Source organism: Novipirellula galeiformis (genome assembly GCF_007860095.1).
GTDB classification, from domain to species: Bacteria; Planctomycetota; Planctomycetia; order Pirellulales; family Pirellulaceae; genus Novipirellula; species Novipirellula galeiformis.
The window spans coordinates 74,997-95,598 of record NZ_SJPT01000014.1 but is presented as its reverse complement, the minus strand read 5'-3'; the positions used below and the strand labels follow the sequence as shown (position 1 = coordinate 95,598).

The 20,602-nt window shown below is 55.7% G+C and carries 12 protein-coding genes; 1 reads left to right on the top strand and 11 read right to left on the bottom strand.

Annotated features, from left to right (window positions below; translation table 11 throughout):
• The first annotated feature begins 349 nt into the window (after positions 1–349).
• Positions 350–1,537 carry an alkaline phosphatase family protein gene (locus Pla52o_RS24740; protein ID WP_146597315.1) on the top strand — a complete coding sequence of 396 codons (1,188 nt, stop codon included), beginning with the start codon at positions 350–352 and terminating at the stop codon, positions 1,535–1,537.
• A 281-nt stretch (positions 1,538–1,818) separates the two neighbouring features.
• On the opposite strand, the gene Pla52o_RS24735 is transcribed toward Pla52o_RS24740, so the two are convergent.
• The 11 genes from Pla52o_RS24735 to Pla52o_RS24685 form a co-directional block, all read right to left on the bottom strand.
• A complete protein-coding gene (locus Pla52o_RS24735; RefSeq protein WP_146597314.1) occupies positions 1,819–3,267 on the bottom strand; it encodes a DUF1501 domain-containing protein in 1,449 nt (482 codons plus the stop codon).
• A 19-nt stretch (positions 3,268–3,286) separates the two neighbouring features.
• A complete protein-coding gene (locus Pla52o_RS24730) occupies positions 3,287–6,469 on the bottom strand; it encodes a PSD1 and planctomycete cytochrome C domain-containing protein (protein WP_146597313.1) in 3,183 nt (1,060 codons plus the stop codon).
• A gap of 195 nt (positions 6,470–6,664) precedes the next feature.
• Positions 6,665–8,131: a hypothetical protein gene (locus tag Pla52o_RS24725; RefSeq protein ID WP_197169497.1), complete on the bottom strand. Its 1,467-nt coding sequence runs from the start codon at positions 8,129–8,131 to the stop codon at positions 6,665–6,667.
• Between the two features lie 118 nt (positions 8,132–8,249).
• The gene (locus tag Pla52o_RS24720) at positions 8,250–10,139 is read right to left on the bottom strand and encodes a CocE/NonD family hydrolase (RefSeq protein WP_146597311.1); all 1,890 of its coding nucleotides are present in this window, start codon (positions 10,137–10,139) and stop codon (positions 8,250–8,252) included.
• A complete protein-coding gene (locus Pla52o_RS24715) occupies positions 10,136–11,596 on the bottom strand; it encodes a neutral/alkaline non-lysosomal ceramidase N-terminal domain-containing protein (protein WP_146597339.1) in 1,461 nt (486 codons plus the stop codon). Before Pla52o_RS24715 ends, Pla52o_RS24720 begins: the two co-directional genes overlap by 4 nt.
• 322 nt (positions 11,597–11,918) lie before the next feature.
• Positions 11,919–13,295, bottom strand: a complete 1,377-nt coding sequence (locus Pla52o_RS24710) for a DUF1501 domain-containing protein (protein ID WP_146597310.1) — start codon at positions 13,293–13,295, stop codon at positions 11,919–11,921.
• A gap of 54 nt (positions 13,296–13,349) precedes the next feature.
• A complete protein-coding gene (locus Pla52o_RS24705; protein WP_146597309.1) occupies positions 13,350–15,866 on the bottom strand; it encodes a PSD1 and planctomycete cytochrome C domain-containing protein in 2,517 nt (838 codons plus the stop codon).
• Positions 15,867–16,235: 369 nt separating this feature from the next.
• On the bottom strand, positions 16,236–17,096 hold the full coding sequence (locus tag Pla52o_RS24700; RefSeq protein WP_146597308.1) for an SGNH/GDSL hydrolase family protein: 861 nt from the start codon (positions 17,094–17,096) through the stop codon (positions 16,236–16,238).
• A 365-nt stretch (positions 17,097–17,461) separates the two neighbouring features.
• Positions 17,462–18,322: an SGNH/GDSL hydrolase family protein gene (locus Pla52o_RS24695; RefSeq protein WP_197169496.1), complete on the bottom strand. Its 861-nt coding sequence runs from the start codon at positions 18,320–18,322 to the stop codon at positions 17,462–17,464.
• A 62-nt stretch (positions 18,323–18,384) separates the two neighbouring features.
• Positions 18,385–19,440 carry a threonine ammonia-lyase gene (locus Pla52o_RS24690; protein WP_197169495.1) on the bottom strand — a complete coding sequence of 352 codons (1,056 nt, stop codon included), beginning with the start codon at positions 19,438–19,440 and terminating at the stop codon, positions 18,385–18,387.
• Positions 19,441–19,500: 60 nt separating this feature from the next.
• The gene (locus Pla52o_RS24685; protein WP_197169494.1) at positions 19,501–20,472 is read right to left on the bottom strand and encodes an amidohydrolase family protein; all 972 of its coding nucleotides are present in this window, start codon (positions 20,470–20,472) and stop codon (positions 19,501–19,503) included.
• Positions 20,473–20,602: the final 130 nt, after the last annotated feature.

The following is a 20,602-nucleotide window of genomic DNA, read 5'->3' as shown; positions in this document are numbered from 1 at the left end:
TCGCGGCCTTTTTTTGCGTCTCGCTGGGGTCGAGTCACGCGTTTCCTGAGCCCCCCTGCGATTCAAATTCACACGCCGCCCCGACGTGCTTCCCCCCAACCACGCTCCGATCGGACCTGATCTGCAATGGCGTGATCTAGCAGAAGGTTTCCGGGTCGAAATCGCTCTACGAAAGACCGACCGGAAAGCATTCGTTTGGTGTCGAGGAGACGTTGTGGCGTAGCCAAGCGAATGCGGTCGCCCGATCCCCATCTGCAGCGAAGATTGGAGGTATAATCGGACCGGTTTCTTTGACACTCGCTCGTGGCGGCGCGGCAAAGGGACGTTTCTGCATCAAGGATCGTTGACTGTGAAATTACAATTGCTGGCTTGGCTATTCGCCACCGTGGTGTTGACCTGCTTTCCTCTGAAGTTTTGCACCACGCTTCATGCTGAGGAGCTCGCCCCACCAGCCACCCCCGCGGCATCCGCGTCCGCATCCAATGTCGTCCTCGTCACCCTCGATGGCTTACGTTGGCAAGAGTTGTTCACCGGCGCCGATGCAATGCTGATGGACCGCGACGCGGGCAAGGTCCGTGATGTCGCAGCGCTGAAGGAAAGGTATTGGCGTGATTCGCCAGTCGAGCGACGCGAGCAATTGATGCCCTATTTCTGGTCCCAGATCGCTCCCCAAGGAATCGTGTTTGGGAATCCCGAAGAAGCGTCTCGCGCGGTCGTGGTCAACAACATGCACTTTTCCTATCCCGGCTATAGCGAGATCTTATGTGGATTTGCCGATCCGAGCATTGACTCCAACGCCAAAAAGAACAATCCGAACGTCACGGTGCTGGAGTGGTTGAACCAACAATCCTCGTTCCAGGGGAAAGTGGCTGCCTTTTGCAGCTGGGACGTTTTTCCCTACATTATCAATCGCAAACGCAGCGGATTGCTCGTGAACGCGGGATGGGAACCGTTAGCCGGCGTATTATCGAGCGACGAAAACAGTCCTGCGGAACTGCGGGCGGCACACGATCGACTCGCCCAACTCGATCGTGTCGCCGACCAAATGCCGCATGTCTGGGATGGTGTGCGTTACGATTACTTTACCTTCCGAGCCGCCGAGGAATACGTACGCATCCACCACCCCCGTGTGCTCTATCTGTCGCTCGGAGAAACGGACGACTGGGCTCATGAAGGCCGCTACGACCTGTACCTCGATTCCGCTCGCCGCAACGACGATTACATTCGTCAATTATGGACGCGATTGCAATCGATGCCCCAGTACCGCAACAACACCACATTGATCCTCACGACCGACCATGGTCGTGGTGACGGCCGAGTCAGCTGGAAGAGCCATGGTACTGACATCCCCGGATGTGAACGCATCTGGATGGCCGTGCTTGGCCCCCAAGTGCAAACCGATGGGGCAAAACCGGAACAGGTCACTCAGTCTCAGATTGCCGCCACCGTGGCGGCGGCGGTCGGGGAAGACTTCGTGAGCGACCATCCCCAAGCTAGTCCAGCGCTGTCCGTGTTCCCGATCGCAAAATCGAAATAACGTCCGGCGAGGCTATATCATCGGAATCTAGATTGATTCCCACAGCGTCTTGAAGTCGGTTTGAAGGTAGAGGACCGTCTGCGAACCCTGCTCCGCGACGCAACAATGCGTTCGACTTGATCGCTTCTAGCCATTCGTTATCGCCGATCTTCATCACAATCGGGGCGTGACACTCACGCCGACGAATTGGTCCCCCGTCTGCTCTCGCTTCCAGATCGAGCGTGCGTTCGAAAGGCGATCGACCAGCGTACGATTCACCTCAAAATGGGCGTCCCGGATGATCAAGCAATCACTTCGGTGACAACACGTGCCGGTCGGTGAGCGGTGATCACTTCTTGCTGGTTGCGATTGGGATAAACGACCTGTTCGTGGTCCAAGCCAAAGAGGTGCATCACGGTCGCTTGGAAATCATTGGGGGTCACGATATTTTCGACCGCGTGGTGCCCGAATTCATCGGTTTTCCCGAACGTCATGCCTCCGCGAACGCCTCCGCCGGCCATCCAGATACTAAAGCCTTGCCCATTGTGATCACGGCCCGCTTTCTCCGGCGAACCTTGTTCTTGAGTGACCGGCAACCGTCCGATTTCGCCTCCCCAATGCACCAACGTCGAGTCGAGCATGCCCCGTTGGCGAAGATCCGCCACCAGTGCCGCGGCGGGTTGGTCGGTCTTTCGACAGACCGACGCGAGCCCCGATTTCAGATTGCTGTGATTGTCCCAGGGTTGATTGCTATGAAACAGTTGGACAAAGCGAACTCCTCGCTCCACCAATCGCCTCGCTAACAAGCAGCGGGTGCCATACTCACGCGTTTCAGGATTGTCCAATCCATACATCGTATGCGTCGCTGCGGTTTCCTGGGAAATATCCAACGCGTCTGTCGCGGCGGTTTGCATCCGAGCGGCCAATTCGTAACTGGCAATCCGGGCCTCAAGATCCGATTCGCCCTGGTAGGATTGAAGATGTTGGCGGTTGAGCGTTTGCAGAAAGTCGAGGTTTTGGCGTTGGTAGGCTCCCGACAGATGCGACGGTGGCTGTAGATTCAAAATCCGTGGTTCTTTTGGACGAAGCACTGTCCCTTGGAACGTCGAAGGCATGAATCCATTGGTCCAATTGGTCACTCCGTCGACAGGGTGCCCTCCGGGATCGGCCAACACCATAAAGGCGGGCAAGTCTTGCGATTCACTGCCGAGCGCATAAGTCAGCCATGATCCAAACGTCGGCCGTCCCAATACCGCGGGAATGCCTCCGTGAAAATAGCGGATGTTGACTTCATGGCCATTCGCGCCCGTGTGCATGCTGCGGATCAAGCAAATATCGTCAACAACCCCCGCAGTATGCGGCAGCAACTCCGAGAGTTCCGTCCCGCATTGGCCATGAGGCTGAAACTTGAAGGAGCTGCCGAGCAATTTTTTACTGGCTTGATTGACGAACGAAAACTTAATATCGCCGCTGTATTCGGTCCCGTCATACTTGGTCAGTTCGGGCTTTGGGTCGGTCAAATCCATATGCGACGGACCGCCGTGTTGGAACAACGAAATCATCGCTTTGGCACGCGGCTCAAAATGCGGCTTCCGCGGCCGCACGTCGTTGTGCGGTTCCAACTTCAACACCGGCGGCTTCGCCGATGCGTCCTCTGCAGCGAGCATCCATTGCAATGCCAACGCTCCCACCCCCATGCCGGAGTGTTGAAGAAATTGACGCCGTGTGCTTTGTGATGAGTTAGCAATCATGATTGAACCAAACTTCGCATCATTCGATGTAGACAAACTCGTTTGAACTGATCAGCATCTGACAAAGATTGACCAAGACTTGATGCGATGGGGATCGTCCCTGCATCACGCCTCCACGTTCCCTCGCCATCAGCACGAGTTGTGCTTCGGCAAATTCAAGCGCGGTGTGTAATTCATCGTCGCTAGGAGACCGGGACAAGATGATTTCCCAAGCCGCAGCGATTTGCGCAGGCAAGAGAGTGTAGTCGTCCGTCGGCCCTTGGAACTCAGCGGCGGAATCAAACACCACTGGCTCTCCAACCGCGGGAGTGAACGTGATTTTCACTTCCCACGCGAAACCATCCGACGTTTCTCGCGCGATGCAGTCGGTGACGAGGTCGATGCTTTCTCCGGCCTTAACCGCCACCGATTCGACCTCGGTCACGACCGAATTGTGCAATGAATTCCAAGATCCCAGCAGCCGGTCAGCGGAGAAAATGCGTCCCCGCACTCCGTCCCCATTGCTGCTGTGGTGTTGTAGGGTACCGGCAACGCTGAAGTGGCCATCGCTCGGCGCACTCCAACGACGAATTGCCGGATACTTCGGATCGCCGGGATGGCCACCACGGGCGTGCAACGACACCCAACCAAGGGTTGCGGCGGGAAGCTTCGGACCGCCTTGCCAATGAGTGCCGGTGAAATGCGGCAGCGCGACAAACTCGCGTAGCATCCCCGCTTCCTCATCGATCGTTCCAGTCCCATATTTCCATGTCGGAGACGGCAAGTCGGGCGACCAGGATGCTGACGCGGCCTCACTCGCTGAGGAAGCTCTCGTCCCATCCGCCGTGTCGGAATCGCTAGCGGGTTTGGCTCGCACGGCCGCGATCGCTCGCTCGGCGACGCGGGCCGCTTGATCAAGAATAAATTCACCATTGAGCATCATCAACGATTGAGGCGCCGAAGTCGAAACCGGTCGCACATCGCAATTCACGCTCATCACCGGAGCATCAAACGTTTGCAACATGCCGACCGGTTGGCTGCGTCGAATTTGCACATAGATACTTCGCCGCGGCTGCTTCGCATCCACCCGGACTTGGCCTGTTTCGTCCTCTGCAATCGCCACGGGTGGACCAAAAGGTTCTCGATCGAGGTCCCCCGATATTTGCAAAATCGAATCACGAAGAATTTCCGCGTCCATACGCTGAATCGACTTTCGTGAATAAAAGTGATTATCCGCATCGAGAGCCTCGCGAGCTGGATCGCGCAAAGATGATTGACGCCACACGGTCGAGGTCAAAATCCGCCGGTGCAGGTGCTTTAAACTCCAACCATGCTCCATGAAGTCACTGGCCAACTCATCGAGCAACTCCACGTTGGACGGGATATCTCCCAAGCGTCCAAACTCGCCGGGCGTTGATACGATACCGCGGCCAAAGTGATGCATCCAAATACGGTTAACGATCGCCCGCGCGGTGAGCGGATTGCCACGATCAACCAACCAACGTGAAAACGCCAAGCGACGCCCCGTGGTCGGCAGATTCGGGTCGTTGACGGGGAACTCGACGCAACTCCCCTCGGGCGCGGTAACCGTCAGCGCCGCAGGCTGAATCTCTTGCATCGGTTGCTTGTAATCGCCACGGTGAAACAGTCGCGTCACGGGAACATGATTCGCCGGTTCCACCAACGCATGAACAAATTGTTCGACCGGCTTTTGGGCGCGCATCTCGGCCATCTTGGCATCGTAGCCCTTCAACTCTTCGGCGGCCTTGGGACGGTATTGATAGAGTACCCCCGCGGAAATGTTGATGCTGGGGTGGCTGGCGAGCAACGCTTTCTGTTCCGGGCTGCGCTCCGCATTGGTGGTTTCATAAGCCGACCGTAATTGGGATCGCAGCGGCTCTTCGAATTTCAGCAATTCTTCTTCGAAGACTTCTTTGATGAACTCAGCCTGTTTCGCTGCTCGCTCCTCAGCGACCTGTTTGACTTGGCTTTCGATCGCCGCCGCGACCGCCCGATCTTGTTCGGTGTACAGCGAAACCAATCGCTGGGCAGGCGTTTTCCAAGCTTGCCAATCCAAGGCGGGCTCAAAGACCGCGCGCAAGGAAAAATAATCCGCGTGAGAAATCGGATCGTAGCGGTGGTCATGACACTGGGCACATTGCACGCTGGCCCCGAGTAACGTCGTGCTAACGATTTGCAGCGTATCGGCGATCGTCTTGTTGCGTGCTTCGGGGCTGTTATCGCCGCTTCCCGTACCATCGGCAGCCATGCGGAGGAAGCCGGTCGCCGTCAATAATTCGATCTGACGTTCAGTCCAATCGCCTGTGGCGGGTCCGGCAATTTCATCTCCGGCGAGTTGCTCGGTGATAAACTGATCAAACGGTTTATCGTCGTTGAAAGCTCGAATCACATAGTCGCGGTAACGCCAAGCCCATTCACGGCTGATGTCCCCCAGCGTGTAACCGTCGCTGTCCGCATAGCCCGCGGCGTCCAACCAGTGCCGCGCCCATCGTTCGCCGTAATGCGGCGAGCGAAGCAGGTGATCGACCAATTGTTCGTACCAATCAACATCGGCATGATGCAACCAATATTCGATTTGGTCTTTGCTTGGTGGCAAACCGATCAAGTCGTAGAAGACACGTTGAATGATTGTGAAACGCTCGGCGTCGGGTGAAAACGTCAATCCGGCCGGCATCGCCGCAGCGATCAAGGCATCAATCGGCGTCCGCACACGAGCAAGATTCGAATCGAGTGAGACTTTCGGCTGCGTGATCGGTTGATAGGCCCAATAATTGCGTTCTTCTTCGGTGATCGGAATTCCCGGACCGAGTTGTTCCGGTTCCTCACGAAGCGTCGCGGCACCTTGACGAATCCACTTCTCCAGAACCGCAATTTTATCGTCCGAAACACGGGCTTCGCCTGGCGGCATGTCGCCATCAATGATTCGCGATAGCAGCAGACTAGCGTCCGGATCTCCAGGGACCAACGCGGCGCCCGAATCGCCCCCCGAGCGGATGAAATGAACGAGTCGAAGGTCGAGCCCCCCTTCCATTACCTCGGTTGCGCCGTGGCAATCGAAACAATATTCACGCAAGATCGGTCGGATCTCGCTCTCGAAATAGAGTTTCTCGTCCGCTGGCGCCGAACCGCCATTTACCGTCAATAACGATAGACAAACAACCACCAAGCAACGTAATCGCAAGGGCGGCGGCCATGTAAACATGGTTCAATACCGGGGGGAGATAGGTGGGAAGATGGAGGCAGGATGGGGCGCAAGCAGTAGACTGCTGATCACCATTGTGACGCGATCCGCCGCGAATAGCAACGACATCTTTCCCAATACGTTTGCCTCGGGCGTTGTTGACCGCTCGGGAATCAAAACGTGATGATCCCCGAGCGACCGACGCCAATCGAACCTCTATTTCGAGTCTGAAGTCCAAAGTTCCTTCAACGCATCGACGGTCAAATCGGTTAGCACTTGCCCCCCTTTGTAACCGACGAGATTGCTCTCGATGATCGCACTGTAGCCCCCTCCACGCTGCGCCCGCTCGCTAGGAATGTAGAATCCGGGCCCCGTCAATTGAATCACAAACGTTTGCAAGGCAGGACTCCGCGCCTTCATCTGAATTCCGAAATCGGTGAACAGCTCAAAATCATTCGTTGCAATCGCGATGTCCCCTAAACGAATGGTGTGTAACTCCATTTGATAGGGCGTGAGTTTCCCGGACTGTTGTCGCTCATAGCGATCCAGGACGGTTTGTTGCCACGTCATTTTACGAAATAGCTTCGGGTCTTTTGCCGAAACCGCCACGGCAGCTTTAAGGCGTTCGGCTTCCTGCTCGGTCACCATTCGTTCGGGTAAAGAAACGGTTTGCACTTGATGTACGAGGGGCACATCGGTGTGTCGCTCTTGGGAAGCGCCGGCGTAAGCTTCTTCCCATCCGTTAACGATCCGGCGCGCAATCTCTTCAAGTCGATCGAGGCCCCGCAATTTTCGCATTCGCTCTTCAGCCGCCTTGTTGTACATCAAACGAGGCGCTTGATCGCCGGCCGCTCCGGTCCACCCCAGCACGACCAAATCTTCCCCGTGCTTGGCACGCAGTGACAGACGCACCTGGTGCCAAAAATCGGCGTCCACTGACGGGCGACCTTCGACTTCTTGCGACGGGCAAGCGATGTTGACCGTCGTGCCGATCAATTTATCGTTCTTGTCCCAAAAACAGAGCACGTTCACGTCTTGGTCTTCGTACCCTTCGATCGCTCGAAAGTCGGGGTGGTTTGCGTTGCCGTACATTTTCGCAGCCCCATTCTTGTAGACGACACGACGATTCTGGGCTACGACGGCATGCCCCAATCCCCAGCCCACGCTACCAATGTCGCGTGACTCCCAAGCTTTCGCCGCGATCTCTGCGACTCGGTCCGCCAAAAACTCGACGTAATCGGTTGGCTGCATGACGCCTTCCGCAGGCAAAGCGTAGGTGTGCTGACGCATTACCGGCGCGGTGTGCGTATGGGTGGCGTTGAGCACGATTTTGTTAACGTCAAAATCAGGCAACAACTTTTGCACTCGCTCTCGCACCTCGTCCAGAACCGTTTCACGAATCGCGATCAAATCGCACGAGACCATGATCGCTTGGTCCAAAACTTGATCGCCATCCCGAGTCTCCAACGCCAACGCGGATGCGGTACACGGACTGGAAACCTTGGTGGCGATCCGAGTACGCATGTGCCCCGAAAGCGCTACCGGCTCATCCGGCGTGATGCTGGTGGTCGCAACGCCAACGTGCAATTCGGCAGCGCTGAGCGAAATGGAAGGTAACATCCCTAACACGACGGCGCAAATCATCGCCAAACCGCGAGGGGTGCTTAACAAATTACAATACATCAGGTTCATTCCTTGCTGCGTTAAATCACGTCAATCCGCTGACTCGCAAACGCAATCAAAGCGGAGGCTTTGGTGCGGAGCGTGGTCAGCTAGAACAATCGATCTCGGGGAGGTTAAATTAAGGTTTGGAAGCCGGAATCACCGGCAAAATGATTCGACTCGGTCGGGTCGAATCGTGGTAAAGCGTCTGCTGAGCCACCTTCGTCATCCGATGCCGGTTCAACGGTTCGCCCGTATTCGGGTTCACGTCAAAACGAGGAAAGTTGGAGCTCGAGATATCGACACGAATTCGATGTCCTTTTTTGAACACATTAGACGTCGGATACAACTTGATCGTAAACTCGTACGTCTCGCCGGGTGTCATCATCACTTCCTTTTGAAGCGATTCACGAAAGCGAGCGCGGACGATTCCGTCCCCAATGTTCAAATCAAAACCGCCTGGCCAATCGGACGAAGGTGGATAGACGTCGATTAACTTGGCGGTGAAGTCAGTGTCGACGGCCGAGCTCGAGGCGAATAAGCGGACCTCGATCTCGCCGGTGACCTCCAGGTCTTCTTCCAACGGCTCGCTCTGGAACACAATCACATCGGGACGCGCCGACAACGGGATCGGGGCTTTGAAATTCCAGATATGCTTCCCGCCTTTTTGGTTCCATGCTCCCGCCACCATGATGCCATCCGCCGAGGAGATATTGCCGCCAATATTCGGTACCGGGTTCTTGGGGTCGAAGTCGTAACGGGTCGTCGCCTGGTCGGTTTGCGGCAACGAAGTCGACAATCCACCATCGGGTTGCAAATAGAAATCAGTGTATTCAGTTCGCGCCAACGGCCACTCGAGTTCATTGCGCCAAAACCCGCCATGACGCAAACGGCCTTTCTCATCTTTGCTGCCGTCGCCGGTTCCCATCACGAAGATGCGGACTGGGGTTTTGAATGGATCCGCCTTGCCGACGGAATTATCGATCCCTTTCATCCAATGGTCGTACCACTCTTGGCGCCATGCCCATTGGTTGGCCATCGCAGCCTCCTTGCCAAAATTGACTTGACCATGGGCATAGCCGGATTGTTGATTATGAATCCATGGTCCCATGATCATATAGACCGGCCCCTTGATGGCCGGAGTCAACGCCATGAAGGTCGCCGTATTATTGCCGCCCCATGAATCGTACCAACCCGAAACCAGATAGACGGGGATGTCTTTGTACTTCTCAGGTGCGTCGACAATATTGTTCTGCGCCCAAAACTCATCGTTGGGCCCGTGCTCCATGGCCGAGATCAACCAATCCTCATACTCCGGTGATAGGCTCAGCGGTGTCATCCCGCGTCGTGTGGGCATATTTTCAAGGTAGGCAAATCGCTGGTCTGCCAACTCTTTTAACTCACTGGCCGTCCCCGGATCCTGACCGGCGCGACTGCCTCGGCCCGCATTCAGGAAAATCCAATTCCAGAATCGCAGCTCAAACGCACCGGCATTACGGATACTTTGTCGCCCCATGTTTGCCATCGCGTCGACCGGAATCACGGTGGTCAACTCGGGTGCTCTGGCGAGCGCCATCGCGTGCTGGGTGCCCCCGAAGTACGAGGTGCCGATCATTCCAATTTTGCCATTGGACCAAGATTGGTTTCCAATCCACGCGGCACAATCGACTCCATCGGGACCATCATCGGTAAGCATGTGCCAAACGCCTTCGGAACCGTAGCGACCGCGTGTGTCTTGCACCACAAAGACGTAGCCATGGGTGGCGTAATAAGCGCCCATCGTCTTGCCGCCGGCTTTGTTGTACGGCGTTCGCGACAGGATCACCGGTAATGCTTCTTCCACAGGCTTGTCGTCAACCGCGGGCCGGTAAACGTCCGTCGCCAATTGCACGCCATCGCGCATTTTCACCATGACGTCGTGTTGGACGACATAATCGGCCGCGGCGGCAATGGTTCCGCTGGTGATTACCAGCAGCATCATCAGTGCCCATCGACCTCGTCCTCGCATCATCATTTTTATAGCAATCATTTCTCAGTACCGTTATCTAGCTGAAGTGTTTGAAAGAGGTCTAACAGGGTGGCCACAATTTTGGTGGTCGCTTCTTTTTCAACATAGTTTGAGCCCAGCCATGTTTCATAACCGCCCAGCCGATGTTGCCCGGGCGTCGGCAAATAGCCGTAGGAGCCATTGGCCAGTTCAATCGTAAAGTTTTGTCCGAACGGGGCTCGATCTTTAATTTCCAGTCCCGTCTCGGCGAAGGTTTCGAAGGGAATCGCTGCGATCCCAAGGTCGCCAATTCGAAACGCCTGCAGCGGGACGTGAACTTCATCGGGTGCATTGATCACCTTCTCGATCCGGTCCGCGTAAATCGCTTCGCGACTTTGCCGCTTGGGTGGATTCTTGCGTTCCTTTTCCATGACCGTGGCAAAATGCTCGATCATCTCGGCAGTCGGCTTGCGGACCTTCAACGGCAGACGTTTTTCCGCTGCCGCCACGGGCACCCAATCGTGGAATTCAATTTTTTGGTGAGCTTCGTGAACGCGACTGGCGACTTTTTCCGCCACTTCTTGCATCTTCTCATAGCTCTTGTATTTCTTCGATCTCGGTTGCGAAAAGTTGATGTTATTTACATCACCGCTGGTGCCGTTCGACAGAATGCCCACGAACGGAGTCTCTTGCTCGTCAGCCCCCAGTTTCTTTGCGATAAACTTCGCAAAGTATCCGAAATAGTCTGCCGAAACATCGCCGCTGCGGACTCCACCGACATAGTGCAGCGAATAGTTCGCCAACAACGCGATCGGACGCCCCTCGAGGCTTTGCACCGAAAGAAAACTGACTTCGGGATCGGTCGGCCCCGCCGGACGATCCAACGCATCGCTCCCACGTGGCGGATTCATCCGCACTTGATCAATCCCTCCAAAGGGATTGGCTAACAGCGAGGCGTTATTGACGTGCCAACGTCGATTGAAGACCTCCGAAGGTTCATCGATTTTCCCCCAACCAATGCGAGCCGGTTCCAATTGCGCGATCGCTCGACGCACGCCGTCGGAGATGCGATGAGCCAGGAATTTTTGATAGTCGGTAAGCTCGGTCTCACGAACCACTTTGCTCGGACCACGGGCCGTCGTAGCCGAGTGGGTGTGGGTGGACGCCATCAGAACATGCGAGCCGGGAACCCCGGTCGACGCCTCGACCTGTTCCTTGGCCAGATCAAAGACTTCCACCGGAATTCCGACATTGTCACAGATCACGAAGGCAATCTTGGTCTGGCCATCATCGAGAACCAGGCACCGGGCGTGTAGTTCGTCATGAATATTCCGCGCCGGAATCGGTCTCCAGCCACCAACAATCGCCTCTCCCAAAGGTGGCGTGATATTGCTGGTCGCTGCACCGGCACGAAACACCGGCTTGGCATCGGCCGCGAATAACGACGATTCCGTTGCCGTGACGAGGATCGTGCTTAGCACGAACGCGAGGGTCAACATGACCCACTGTCTTGAACTCATGGGGGGACTCGCTATGGAAAGTAAAGATGGAGGGAGCGTCGCTATCGAAGCCAGCCGAGTCCGACCGTCCTATGACGGAGAAACAGGGCTCGGCTTTTGCGCCGCCTAGCTAAGATGTGTTGAGGATGGACGCAGCTCGGAAGGGAAGGAAATGGAGCATTGCATCCACGAATGGTCAGTGGATTATAGTCGCTCGAGAGTGGACGTGTTCCCGCACCGGCCATTGTGGGGGCATCGTCCGCGGATTTTTCGTGAGTAGGATGGCACAATCCCACGTTGCGATGTTCACCGCAAACGGTCATTAGGCAATGATGTCATGCACGACATTGCCGTGTACATCCGTCAAACGAAAATCGCGACCGCCGTACCGATAGACAAGTTTGGTGTGATCTAAACCGAGCAAATGCAGAATGGTGGCGTGCAGGTCGTGCAGATGCACCGCCTCATCGACCGCCTTGTATCCCAACTCATCGGTTTTGCCGTAGACCAATCCTGCACGCGTGCCGCCTCCCGCTAACCAACCGGTGTAACCTTCGGCATTATGGTCGCGTCCGATGGTTTCTTTGCCCTTGAGGATCTGCGTCTCAGGGGTGCGTCCAAATTCGCCGGTCCACACCACGAGCGTATCTTCCAACATGCCCCGTTGTTGCAAATCGGTTAATAACGCCGCGATCGGTTTGTCGATTGTTTTTGCTTTTCCAGCAAACTTATCGAGATTGCTGTGATGGTCCCAACCGCTGGAATGCACTTCGACAAAACGCACGCCTGCTTCGACTAATCGACGAGCAAGCAAGCACTGGCGACCAAAGTCGTCGGTCGCTCCAGCGTCGACACCGTACATGTCCAACGTCTGCTTTGTCTCGCCACTGAGATTCAACACCTCTGGCACCGCTTGTTGCATGCGTTCACTCAGGGCGAGTGAATCGATCACTCCTTGCGCGTCCTCGGTTTGGTCAAGCAATTGCCGGTTCATCAATTGAGCCAAATCCAAGGCTTCCCAGGCGACCTCCGATGGCATCCCGTGCCCCGGAGTCAGATTATGGATCGAAGCATCTTTAATCTTTTGGCCATCCCAACCGAGTCGCGTCGCTTGAAATGCGCTGGGTAGAAACGCGCTGCCATAGTTTGATGGTCCTCCAAAGGTACGTGTCGGCTTGATCGTGAAAAAACCGGGCAAATCTTGGTTTTCCGTTCCTAAGCCATGAAGAATCCACGACCCCAACGAGGGACGCTGGAACTGAAAGGCGCCGGTGTGCAACATCGGAATCGCAATTGGATGGGCGCGACTTGTCGTTTGCATGGCATTCAACATGCACAGCCGATCGGTTTGCTTGGCCAACTCGGGAAACGCTTCGGAAACCCACATCCCACTTTCGCCATATCGATCAAACTTGAGCAGTGGAGCGAGCAGGCTGCCTTTGCCCTTGCCCTTTTTACCTCCCCTCTTTTTGAGTTCGGGTTTATTATCGAATGATTCAAATTGGGAGGGTCCGCCATTGATGAACAGGAAGATGACGCGTTTTGCCTTGGCGGCATAATGGGGCTGCTTGGGCGTCAATAAGCCCGCCTCGCTCTGCGAGGGTGTCAGTCCGGTTGCCATTAGCGAGCCAAGACCACACGCTCCGACTTTCAGCCATTCGCGACGTGAAATCGATGCTAACGAAGGTTGGTGATTCATGGCAACAAAACTTCAAGTTGATGGAAACGCAAACGGATAAAGAAGCAAAACGAGCTAGGGGACATCAACCAAGTAGCGAAACTCGGCAGTCGTAAAGAGCGTCTGAAACCAAGCGGCCCAAGCATTGACATCCCGAACCTTCGGGTCGGATTCGAGCTCTTGGATCTGCTTGACCAACGCTAACGCCGCAGACCGCTCCGCGTCAGTGACCGGACGTGCAAGCGCCCAACGCAGCGCCAATTCAACTCGCTGCTCATCGTTGCTCGCCTCGGGCGAGGCCAACAGTCGCTGCGAAGCGTGCTTAGCCTGCTCGGCGACAAACGTCGAATTACGTAGATAGAGTGATTGCGCAGGAACATTGGTGACGCTACGACTTCCGCTCACCAAACTAGGCGACGGGAAATCGAACAGATCAAATAATTCGGGGATGTAGTCGCGGACGATAGGCAGATAAACGCTACGGTGGTTACTCGGCGGCTGCAACTTCTCCGTTGCAACCCCGCGGGCAAGCGTGTCGCCCAACGCCGTTACGGTGGACCCTTCGGGGCGATTCAGATCGAGTTGGCCGCTCACACACAAAATAGCATCACGGATCGCTTCGGCTTCGAGACGCCGTGGCTGAGATCGCCAATACAATCGATTCAAGGGATCGAGTTTCATGTTCTCGGCGTCGCGGGTGCTGCTGAGCTGGTAAACGCGGCTGAGCATGATTTTGCGGATCATTTGTTTGACCGACCAATCGGTTTCAATGAATTGCAAGGCAAGCGTGTCGAGCAATTCGGGATGAACCGGCTGTTTTCCAATCAAACCGAAATTGTCGACGCTTGGGACCAATCCGCTACCGAACAAATGGTGCCATATCCGGTTGACCATCACCCGCGCGGTCAACGGATTGTCGGGACTCGAAATCCACTGGGCCAACTCCAATCGACCACTGTGCCCCGCTTGGATCACTGGGGAATCGGGCATCGAAACGGCACTTAAGAACCCTCGCGGAGCCAATTCCCCCTTGTCACCAAGATTGCCGCGGATGGCCACATGGATGTCCGCTGGCTTGTCTCGATCGCGAGCGGTCATTGCGTATTGAGGGCGAGCAGGACGGTTCTTTTTGAGTTCGGCTAGCTTCGCTTCGAGCGATGTGACTTCGGCCTGCAAATCCGCAACAAGCTTCGCTGCCGCCTTGGCTTTTGCATCGTCTGCTTTTGTATCGGCTGCTTTTGTATCGGCTGCGACCTTTTCCGCCTCGCCCGCCTTTTTCAACGCCTCTTTTTTCGCGGCAACCTGCTTTGTTGCTTCGTCGATCTTCTTGTCGTGCGCTTCGGCGGCAGCGTGCTTGGCGGCGGCATCGGGACCGATCGGGAGCAGATCGGTAGGCGTGTTGCTGTACGTTTGCTTGATCGTACCGAAGAGCGGTTCGGTACTCATAAAGATCCCGGCCAATGAATAATAATCCTTGGTAGGAATCGGATCGAATTTGTGATCGTGACACCGGGCACAGGCAACCGTTAATCCCATCGTCGCGCGAAACACCGTATCAATCTGGTCGTCGGCCACGTCCATGCGAAACGGAGTGCCGCGAGAATTATGTCGCTTGGGGCCAAACGATAGAATGCTCACCGCGATCCGCCGGGCTTCCACCGCCTCGGGCGTATCACTCTCGCCAACCGGCATCAGATCACCCGCAATTTGTTCACGCACGAAAACATCGTACGGCTTATCTTGGTTGAACGCATCGATCACATAGTCGCGATACGGCCATGCGTGGGGATACGTAAAATTGAACTCCATCCCGCTCGATTCCGCGTAGCGCACCACATCCAACCAATGGCGTCCCCAACGCTCACCGAATTGCGGCGATTCAAGCAAATGATCGATCAACTTGGCGATTGCCTCAGGCGAGTCATCATTCGCAAATTGCTCGAGTAACTCGGCGGAAGGCGGTAGCCCTACCAGATCAAAGAAGATGCGGCGAACCAAAGTGCGACGACTCGCATCGGCAACGGGTTTGACGCCCTCGGATTCCATCGTGGAAAGCACAAATTCGTCGATGACACTGCGTGGCCAATCGGCCTGTTGAACCACTGGCGGATCCACCCCCACGGGCGACTGGAACGACCAATGGCGTCGCCCCGCTTCGTAACGTTCGTCCCGTGCGGTCAGCCCCTGGTCACTACGTGAGTCAGGCGCCCCAAGACGAACCCACTCTTCAAACGCAGTAAACACTTCGCTCGAAAGTTTTTCTTCGGGCGGCATCGGTGAAACATCGTCATCATGTCGCAGCATACGGATCAACAGACTTTTAGCCGGATCGTGAGGAATCACGACTGGCCCCGAGTCGCCACCTCGCATCAGGCCCGTCGGCGAATCGAGCTCTAAACCGACCGCGATCTCATCGGCACCTTTGGAGTGGCATTCATAACAATGGCTCTTCAATACCGGCTCAATTTTGGTCTTGAACAGCACCATTCCGGGCGAGTCCTTTCCGTCCGCTGCCGGCTCTTTGCCGAACCCCAGCGAGGCCGATACAGCGATTGCCAAAAGCGTGGTCGCGAAGATGGGGAAGCGTCCCATGATCCAATTGCCTTTTAATCGAAGTGGCTGTTGTGGAAAGACCACTGCACGAGATGGCAATCGACATCATCAAACGTCGCTGTGCCATTCCGCCATTGCCAGCCGCTGCAACGCCATGCAACAAACCAACTTTAACGAACATCCGAGCCGAAGCTTCGGAGGAGGGCGGGGTGGGTAAGGTGTGGTGGGAAGCCCCGTTCGTGCATTGCTGCATTGACCTTGCTTGGCAATGCGGCATCGGGGCCTTGTTCAACCACCCTAACAGCGTCCTAGCTACCTGTCAAGCAACAAGTAAGGGGGGCAATCACGCAATGAACGCATTCTCGCGACACCTTCATTGGCGCTTCAACGGTCCGCCTCGAGCCTGTTTTATTGATCGACGCTTACACGCTCGGCCTGCTTTTTACGCAGTCGCTTCGCAAGGAACTTCGCCGTTTCATCGGCGATCACATTGTAACCTGCCAAATTGGGATGCCGTTCAGAGTACCATCCTGGCAATTGGCCAAGAATCGAGTCCAGCTCGTTGTCCATCACTTCAACACTGGCCCCGTGCACAAAGGGCTTGACCAGCTCGTGATATCGAGCGGGGATCTTGGCTAATGGGTAGTGACGATACTGAAGTGCGTTCTTATCGTTGCGAACCTCCGCGGCGTACCGCGGGTAGATATCAAAGACCTCGAGATTCTCCGCCGCCGCAGCTTGTCGAATGAGTTGATTGATCCCTTCGCTCACCTCGGCACTCTCAAACGGGATCACGGTCATCGGAATCAGCTCGGCTCCGGGGTGATCCCGGCGCAATCGCTCGCACAACTCCGCGAAGTGCTTGGGAAAATCCTGCGCAAAGTTTTCGGTCAACACACGGTCGTTCAAACCGTACCGGATGAAGACGTAGTCGAGTCCCGGCAACTTTGACGCGTCACGATCATAACGCCCCGAATCCAGTAGTCGGCGAATGCTCTCGCTCCCCATACTTGAATTGATCACATGGCACGCAGGCAGATCCTCCTCAGCCGCCAGCAATTGCTCAATTACCTGCTCAAGGTGAGGTCCTTCGGGTTTTAGTCGCCGCGTCGTCGTGCCTTTGGTGGTACTATCGCCGAGCAACAAAATCTGAAGTTTCCCTTCATGCTCCGCGTGGGCGATACCGGGCGTTCCCAAGCATGCCAAAATGATCCCGAAGCCAAGGATCCGAGCGACGATGCGATTCAACTTCGAGCGAGCATGATTCATCAATAATCATTCCTTTTCCAGACACATTCAATTTGTCGCCACCTTGGGGTGACTCGTTCCGTATCGATCACAGTCCCATTGGCCAGCGGTGCTGGTCGACTAATGTTGTGCTGCGTCATCCCGTCATGACAGTCGCCCAAAAACACGCAATCACCCCATGCATCGAGCTGCCCCCCTCACCGCCTAGCCAAAGCCTACACAACGGCGTAGCAGTGCCCCGGTGCGGAGAAAGTCGTTCTTTCCAGTGCACATTGGATAGGGCCGGATGGCAAAGCCATCACTTCACGGCCGCTTTCGACGCATCCGCCCGCCCCAAGAAAGCGAGGGGGGAATAACCATTAGCCACCGTTAGGTTTGATCGAGCTCTATTGAGCCGCGCCGGCAGGCTCGGTCTGCTTTTCACGAAGCCGGGTGGCAAGGTACTTCGCCGTTTCATCGGCGATCACGTTGTAGCCCGCCAAATTGGGATGCCGATCTGCATACCATCCAGGCAAATCACCGAGAATCGCGTCAAGCTCGTTGCCCATCACTTCCACGCTCGGCCCCCGCACAAACGGCTTGACCAGCTCGTGGTACTTGGCGGGAATTTTGCTCAACGCATAGCGTCGATAGTTGAGCGAGTTATGCCCTTTGGTCAACTCCTCGGCATAACGCGGATAGATGTCAAAGACTTCGAGACCTTCTGCCGCTGCAGCTTGCCGAATGAGGTTGTTGATTTCCTCGCTCGCCTCTTCCCCCGAAAACGGGATCACGGTCATCGGAATCAGTTCGGCACCGGGATGATCTTGTCGCAATCGTTCGCACAGTTCCGCGAAGTGTTTGGGAAAATTCTCTACGAAGTTTTCAATTCGCGCACGGTCATTGAGACCGTAGCGAATGAAGACGTAATCCAGCCCCGGCAATTTTGCTCCGTTGCGATCGTAGCGGCCTGAATCCAAAAGTCGACGGATCGTTTCACCGCTCTGACTTGAATTGATCACTTGACACTCAGGCAAATCCTCCTCCGCCGCCAACAACTGTTCCAACACCTTCTCTAGATGCGGTCCTTCGGGTCTCAATCGCCGCGGCACACTGCCTTCGGTGGTGCTATCACCGAGCAACAAGATTTGAAGTTTGCCGTCGTGCTCCGCTTGAGCGCTGCGTGGCGCCCCGACGACCGTAAACACCATCCCGAAAACCAGCAAAGGCGTGACAAGGTTCCTCGGCTTGAAACGACTACAATTCATCGATAACTCTCCTGTTTTAAGCATATTCATTGTGAAAGGCATTCGCGACTCGCCTGGCATTATCACTCCGCCGCGGCCATACGATTTTGGACCGCGACTGCCCCATCGGTCCAATTTCGAAAATCATCGGGATCGACATTACGTCCGCTGAGTACGACGGTGATGTCACCATCACCACGGAGATCAATTTTCCCCGACAAAAGAGCCGCAATCGTGCTCGCCCCCGACGGCTCAGTGCGCAGCCCATGCTGGGTATCCAACCACTTCATCGCTTGACATGTTTCCGGGTCCGACACCGTGACAGCAGTTGAGACGTGGTCGCGCAGGATCGGCCAATTGTGCACGCCAACGTCGTACGACAACAATCCATCACAGATACTCTCCGGATGATCCACCCGAACGCGTTTGCCCGCGGCTAAAGACTGAGCGAAGTCATCGGCGCCCGTAGGTTCAACGCCCACGATTTGTGCGTTGGGGAAGCCATCCGCAATCGCCAAGGCGTGCCCGGCCATTAAGCCCCCCCCACTGACCGCACAAACAAAATGCGATACCGTACGCTCCTGACGCTTCAGCTCGCTGACGATCTCCAGACCGCCTACCCCATTGCCCGAGATCACGTCGTTGTCATCGTAGGGCGACGCTTGAACCGCATCCTCTCGCTCGGCAATCTCTCGCGTCAAACGATCTCGCTGTCCCGTTTGATGATCTGTCGACTTGTCGTAGGTACGAATCTCGGCGCCAAACGAGCGGGTCCTCTCAAACTTGATTTTCGGTGCATCCTCAGGCATCACGATGATCACGCGTTTTCCAAAGGTCATCCCGGCAAACGCAAGTCCCGAGGCAAAATTTCCCGATGAGTGGGCGGCCACCGGGCGATCGCCAATCGTCTCCAAATGGTTGGCCATCCAATTGATCGCACCGAGCAATTTGAATGATCCTACGGGCGTCCAACCGTAGTCCTTGATCCACACCCGACGCCCCGCCGCTAAACCAAGTTGCTTCTCCAACGCATACGACCGAACCAGCGGCGCCGGAGAGAGATACTTACGGATCACCGACTCGGCGGCGCGGACATCGTCCATGGTTGCAATGGACGTTGCAGGTTGCGAGGGATTCATTGGAGACCGGACCAACAGGAAGGAACAGACAAGCGGGAGGAGAGAACAGTGGGCAGACGGCTAAGCGAAAAAGACTTTCGCCGCGGTGTCTTTGAGGATCCATTGCTTGTCACTTGCGGACAAGAAATCGATCCGATCACGGATCAAGGCGATCGATGCCTTGTAGGTGTGACCGTCCTGGACTTGGAATGGGCAATCGCTTGCCCACATCAAACGTTCTGGACCAAAGTGGTCGCAAACCTGTTTGATCATCGGGATCAAATCCTCGTAGGGGGCGGCCTTTTTACCAAGCGCATAGAAGGCCGACGTCTTCACATGGGTGTTCGGGTACTTGGCCATGCGACAGAGGTTGTCGAGTGAATCCGATTCGATTTTGCCGCTGACTCCGATCCGCGCGAAGTGGTCCACGACGACCTTTGTCTCGGGAAACTTTTTGCACAACGCATCGACGTAGGGAATATCCTGAGGATTGATCAAGGGGCAAACCGCTAATCCGTCCTCCGCCGCCTTTCGCCACAACTTGGCCATCCCAGGATCCGTCACCCATCCTTTGGGATCGCCTCCCTTCGTGTCGGCCATCGAATGCAAGCGAAACCCGCGCATACCGCTACTGGCCAACTCATCCATCCGATCCACGAGGTCGGCGCTCTGATGATCGATCAGTGCCACTCCCGAAAAGACGCCGGGATTCGCCTTCATCGCCGCCAGCATGTAGCTGTGATCGTACTTGTAGAAACTCATTTGGATCAAAACGATCCGCTGTACACCGGCAGGCTTGCAATGCGCGAACAATTCCTCCGGCGTAAAGCTTGGCGGCAACATATTTGCCGGTTTGAATCCAGGCCCAAGTGGGTAAGTTTCGGTGTCGGGAGTCCAGACGTGAACATGCGCGTCAATCCAACCTTCGGGCGTCGACGATTTCGTCTCCATTGCGGACACCGTGGAAGTGGACGCGGCCAGCGTTGCGGCGGCGGCGAGCGAACCACCGACAAAGGAGCGACGGCACAATTTTAGCGATTCGTTGTTTTTCAATTCCACTTCTCGTTATTCCCATTCAATGAAGGCGTGTGATAGAGCGTTCTCAAAAAATTGGCCCACTAAGAATCTAACTCAAACATCGTGAGCCAACGGAGCTAGTGGCCGATATTTCATAATCCGACGC

Bases quoted from the DNA above. Each gene is read 5' to 3' on its own strand.
- Pla52o_RS24695 (WP_197169496.1), bottom strand. From the start codon at position 18,322: ATGAATTGTAGTCGTTTCAAGCCGAGGAACCTTGTCACGCCTTTGCTG.
- Pla52o_RS24730 (WP_146597313.1), bottom strand. From the start codon at position 6,469: ATGTTTACATGGCCGCCGCCCTTGCGATTACGTTGCTTGGTGGTTGTT.
- Pla52o_RS24735 (WP_146597314.1), bottom strand. From the start codon at position 3,267: ATGATTGCTAACTCATCACAAAGCACACGGCGTCAATTTCTTCAACAC.
- Pla52o_RS24690 (WP_197169495.1), bottom strand. From the start codon at position 19,440: ATGAATCCCTCGCAACCTGCAACGTCCATTGCAACCATGGACGATGTC.
- Pla52o_RS24700 (WP_146597308.1), bottom strand. From the start codon at position 17,096: ATGAATCATGCTCGCTCGAAGTTGAATCGCATCGTCGCTCGGATCCTT.
- Pla52o_RS24720 (WP_146597311.1), bottom strand. From the start codon at position 10,139: ATGATTGCTATAAAAATGATGATGCGAGGACGAGGTCGATGGGCACTG.
- Pla52o_RS24715 (WP_146597339.1), bottom strand. From the start codon at position 11,596: ATGTTGACCCTCGCGTTCGTGCTAAGCACGATCCTCGTCACGGCAACG.
- Pla52o_RS24710 (WP_146597310.1), bottom strand. From the start codon at position 13,295: ATGAATCACCAACCTTCGTTAGCATCGATTTCACGTCGCGAATGGCTG.
- Pla52o_RS24705 (WP_146597309.1), bottom strand. From the start codon at position 15,866: ATGGGACGCTTCCCCATCTTCGCGACCACGCTTTTGGCAATCGCTGTA.
- Pla52o_RS24725 (WP_197169497.1), bottom strand. From the start codon at position 8,131: ATGTATTGTAATTTGTTAAGCACCCCTCGCGGTTTGGCGATGATTTGC.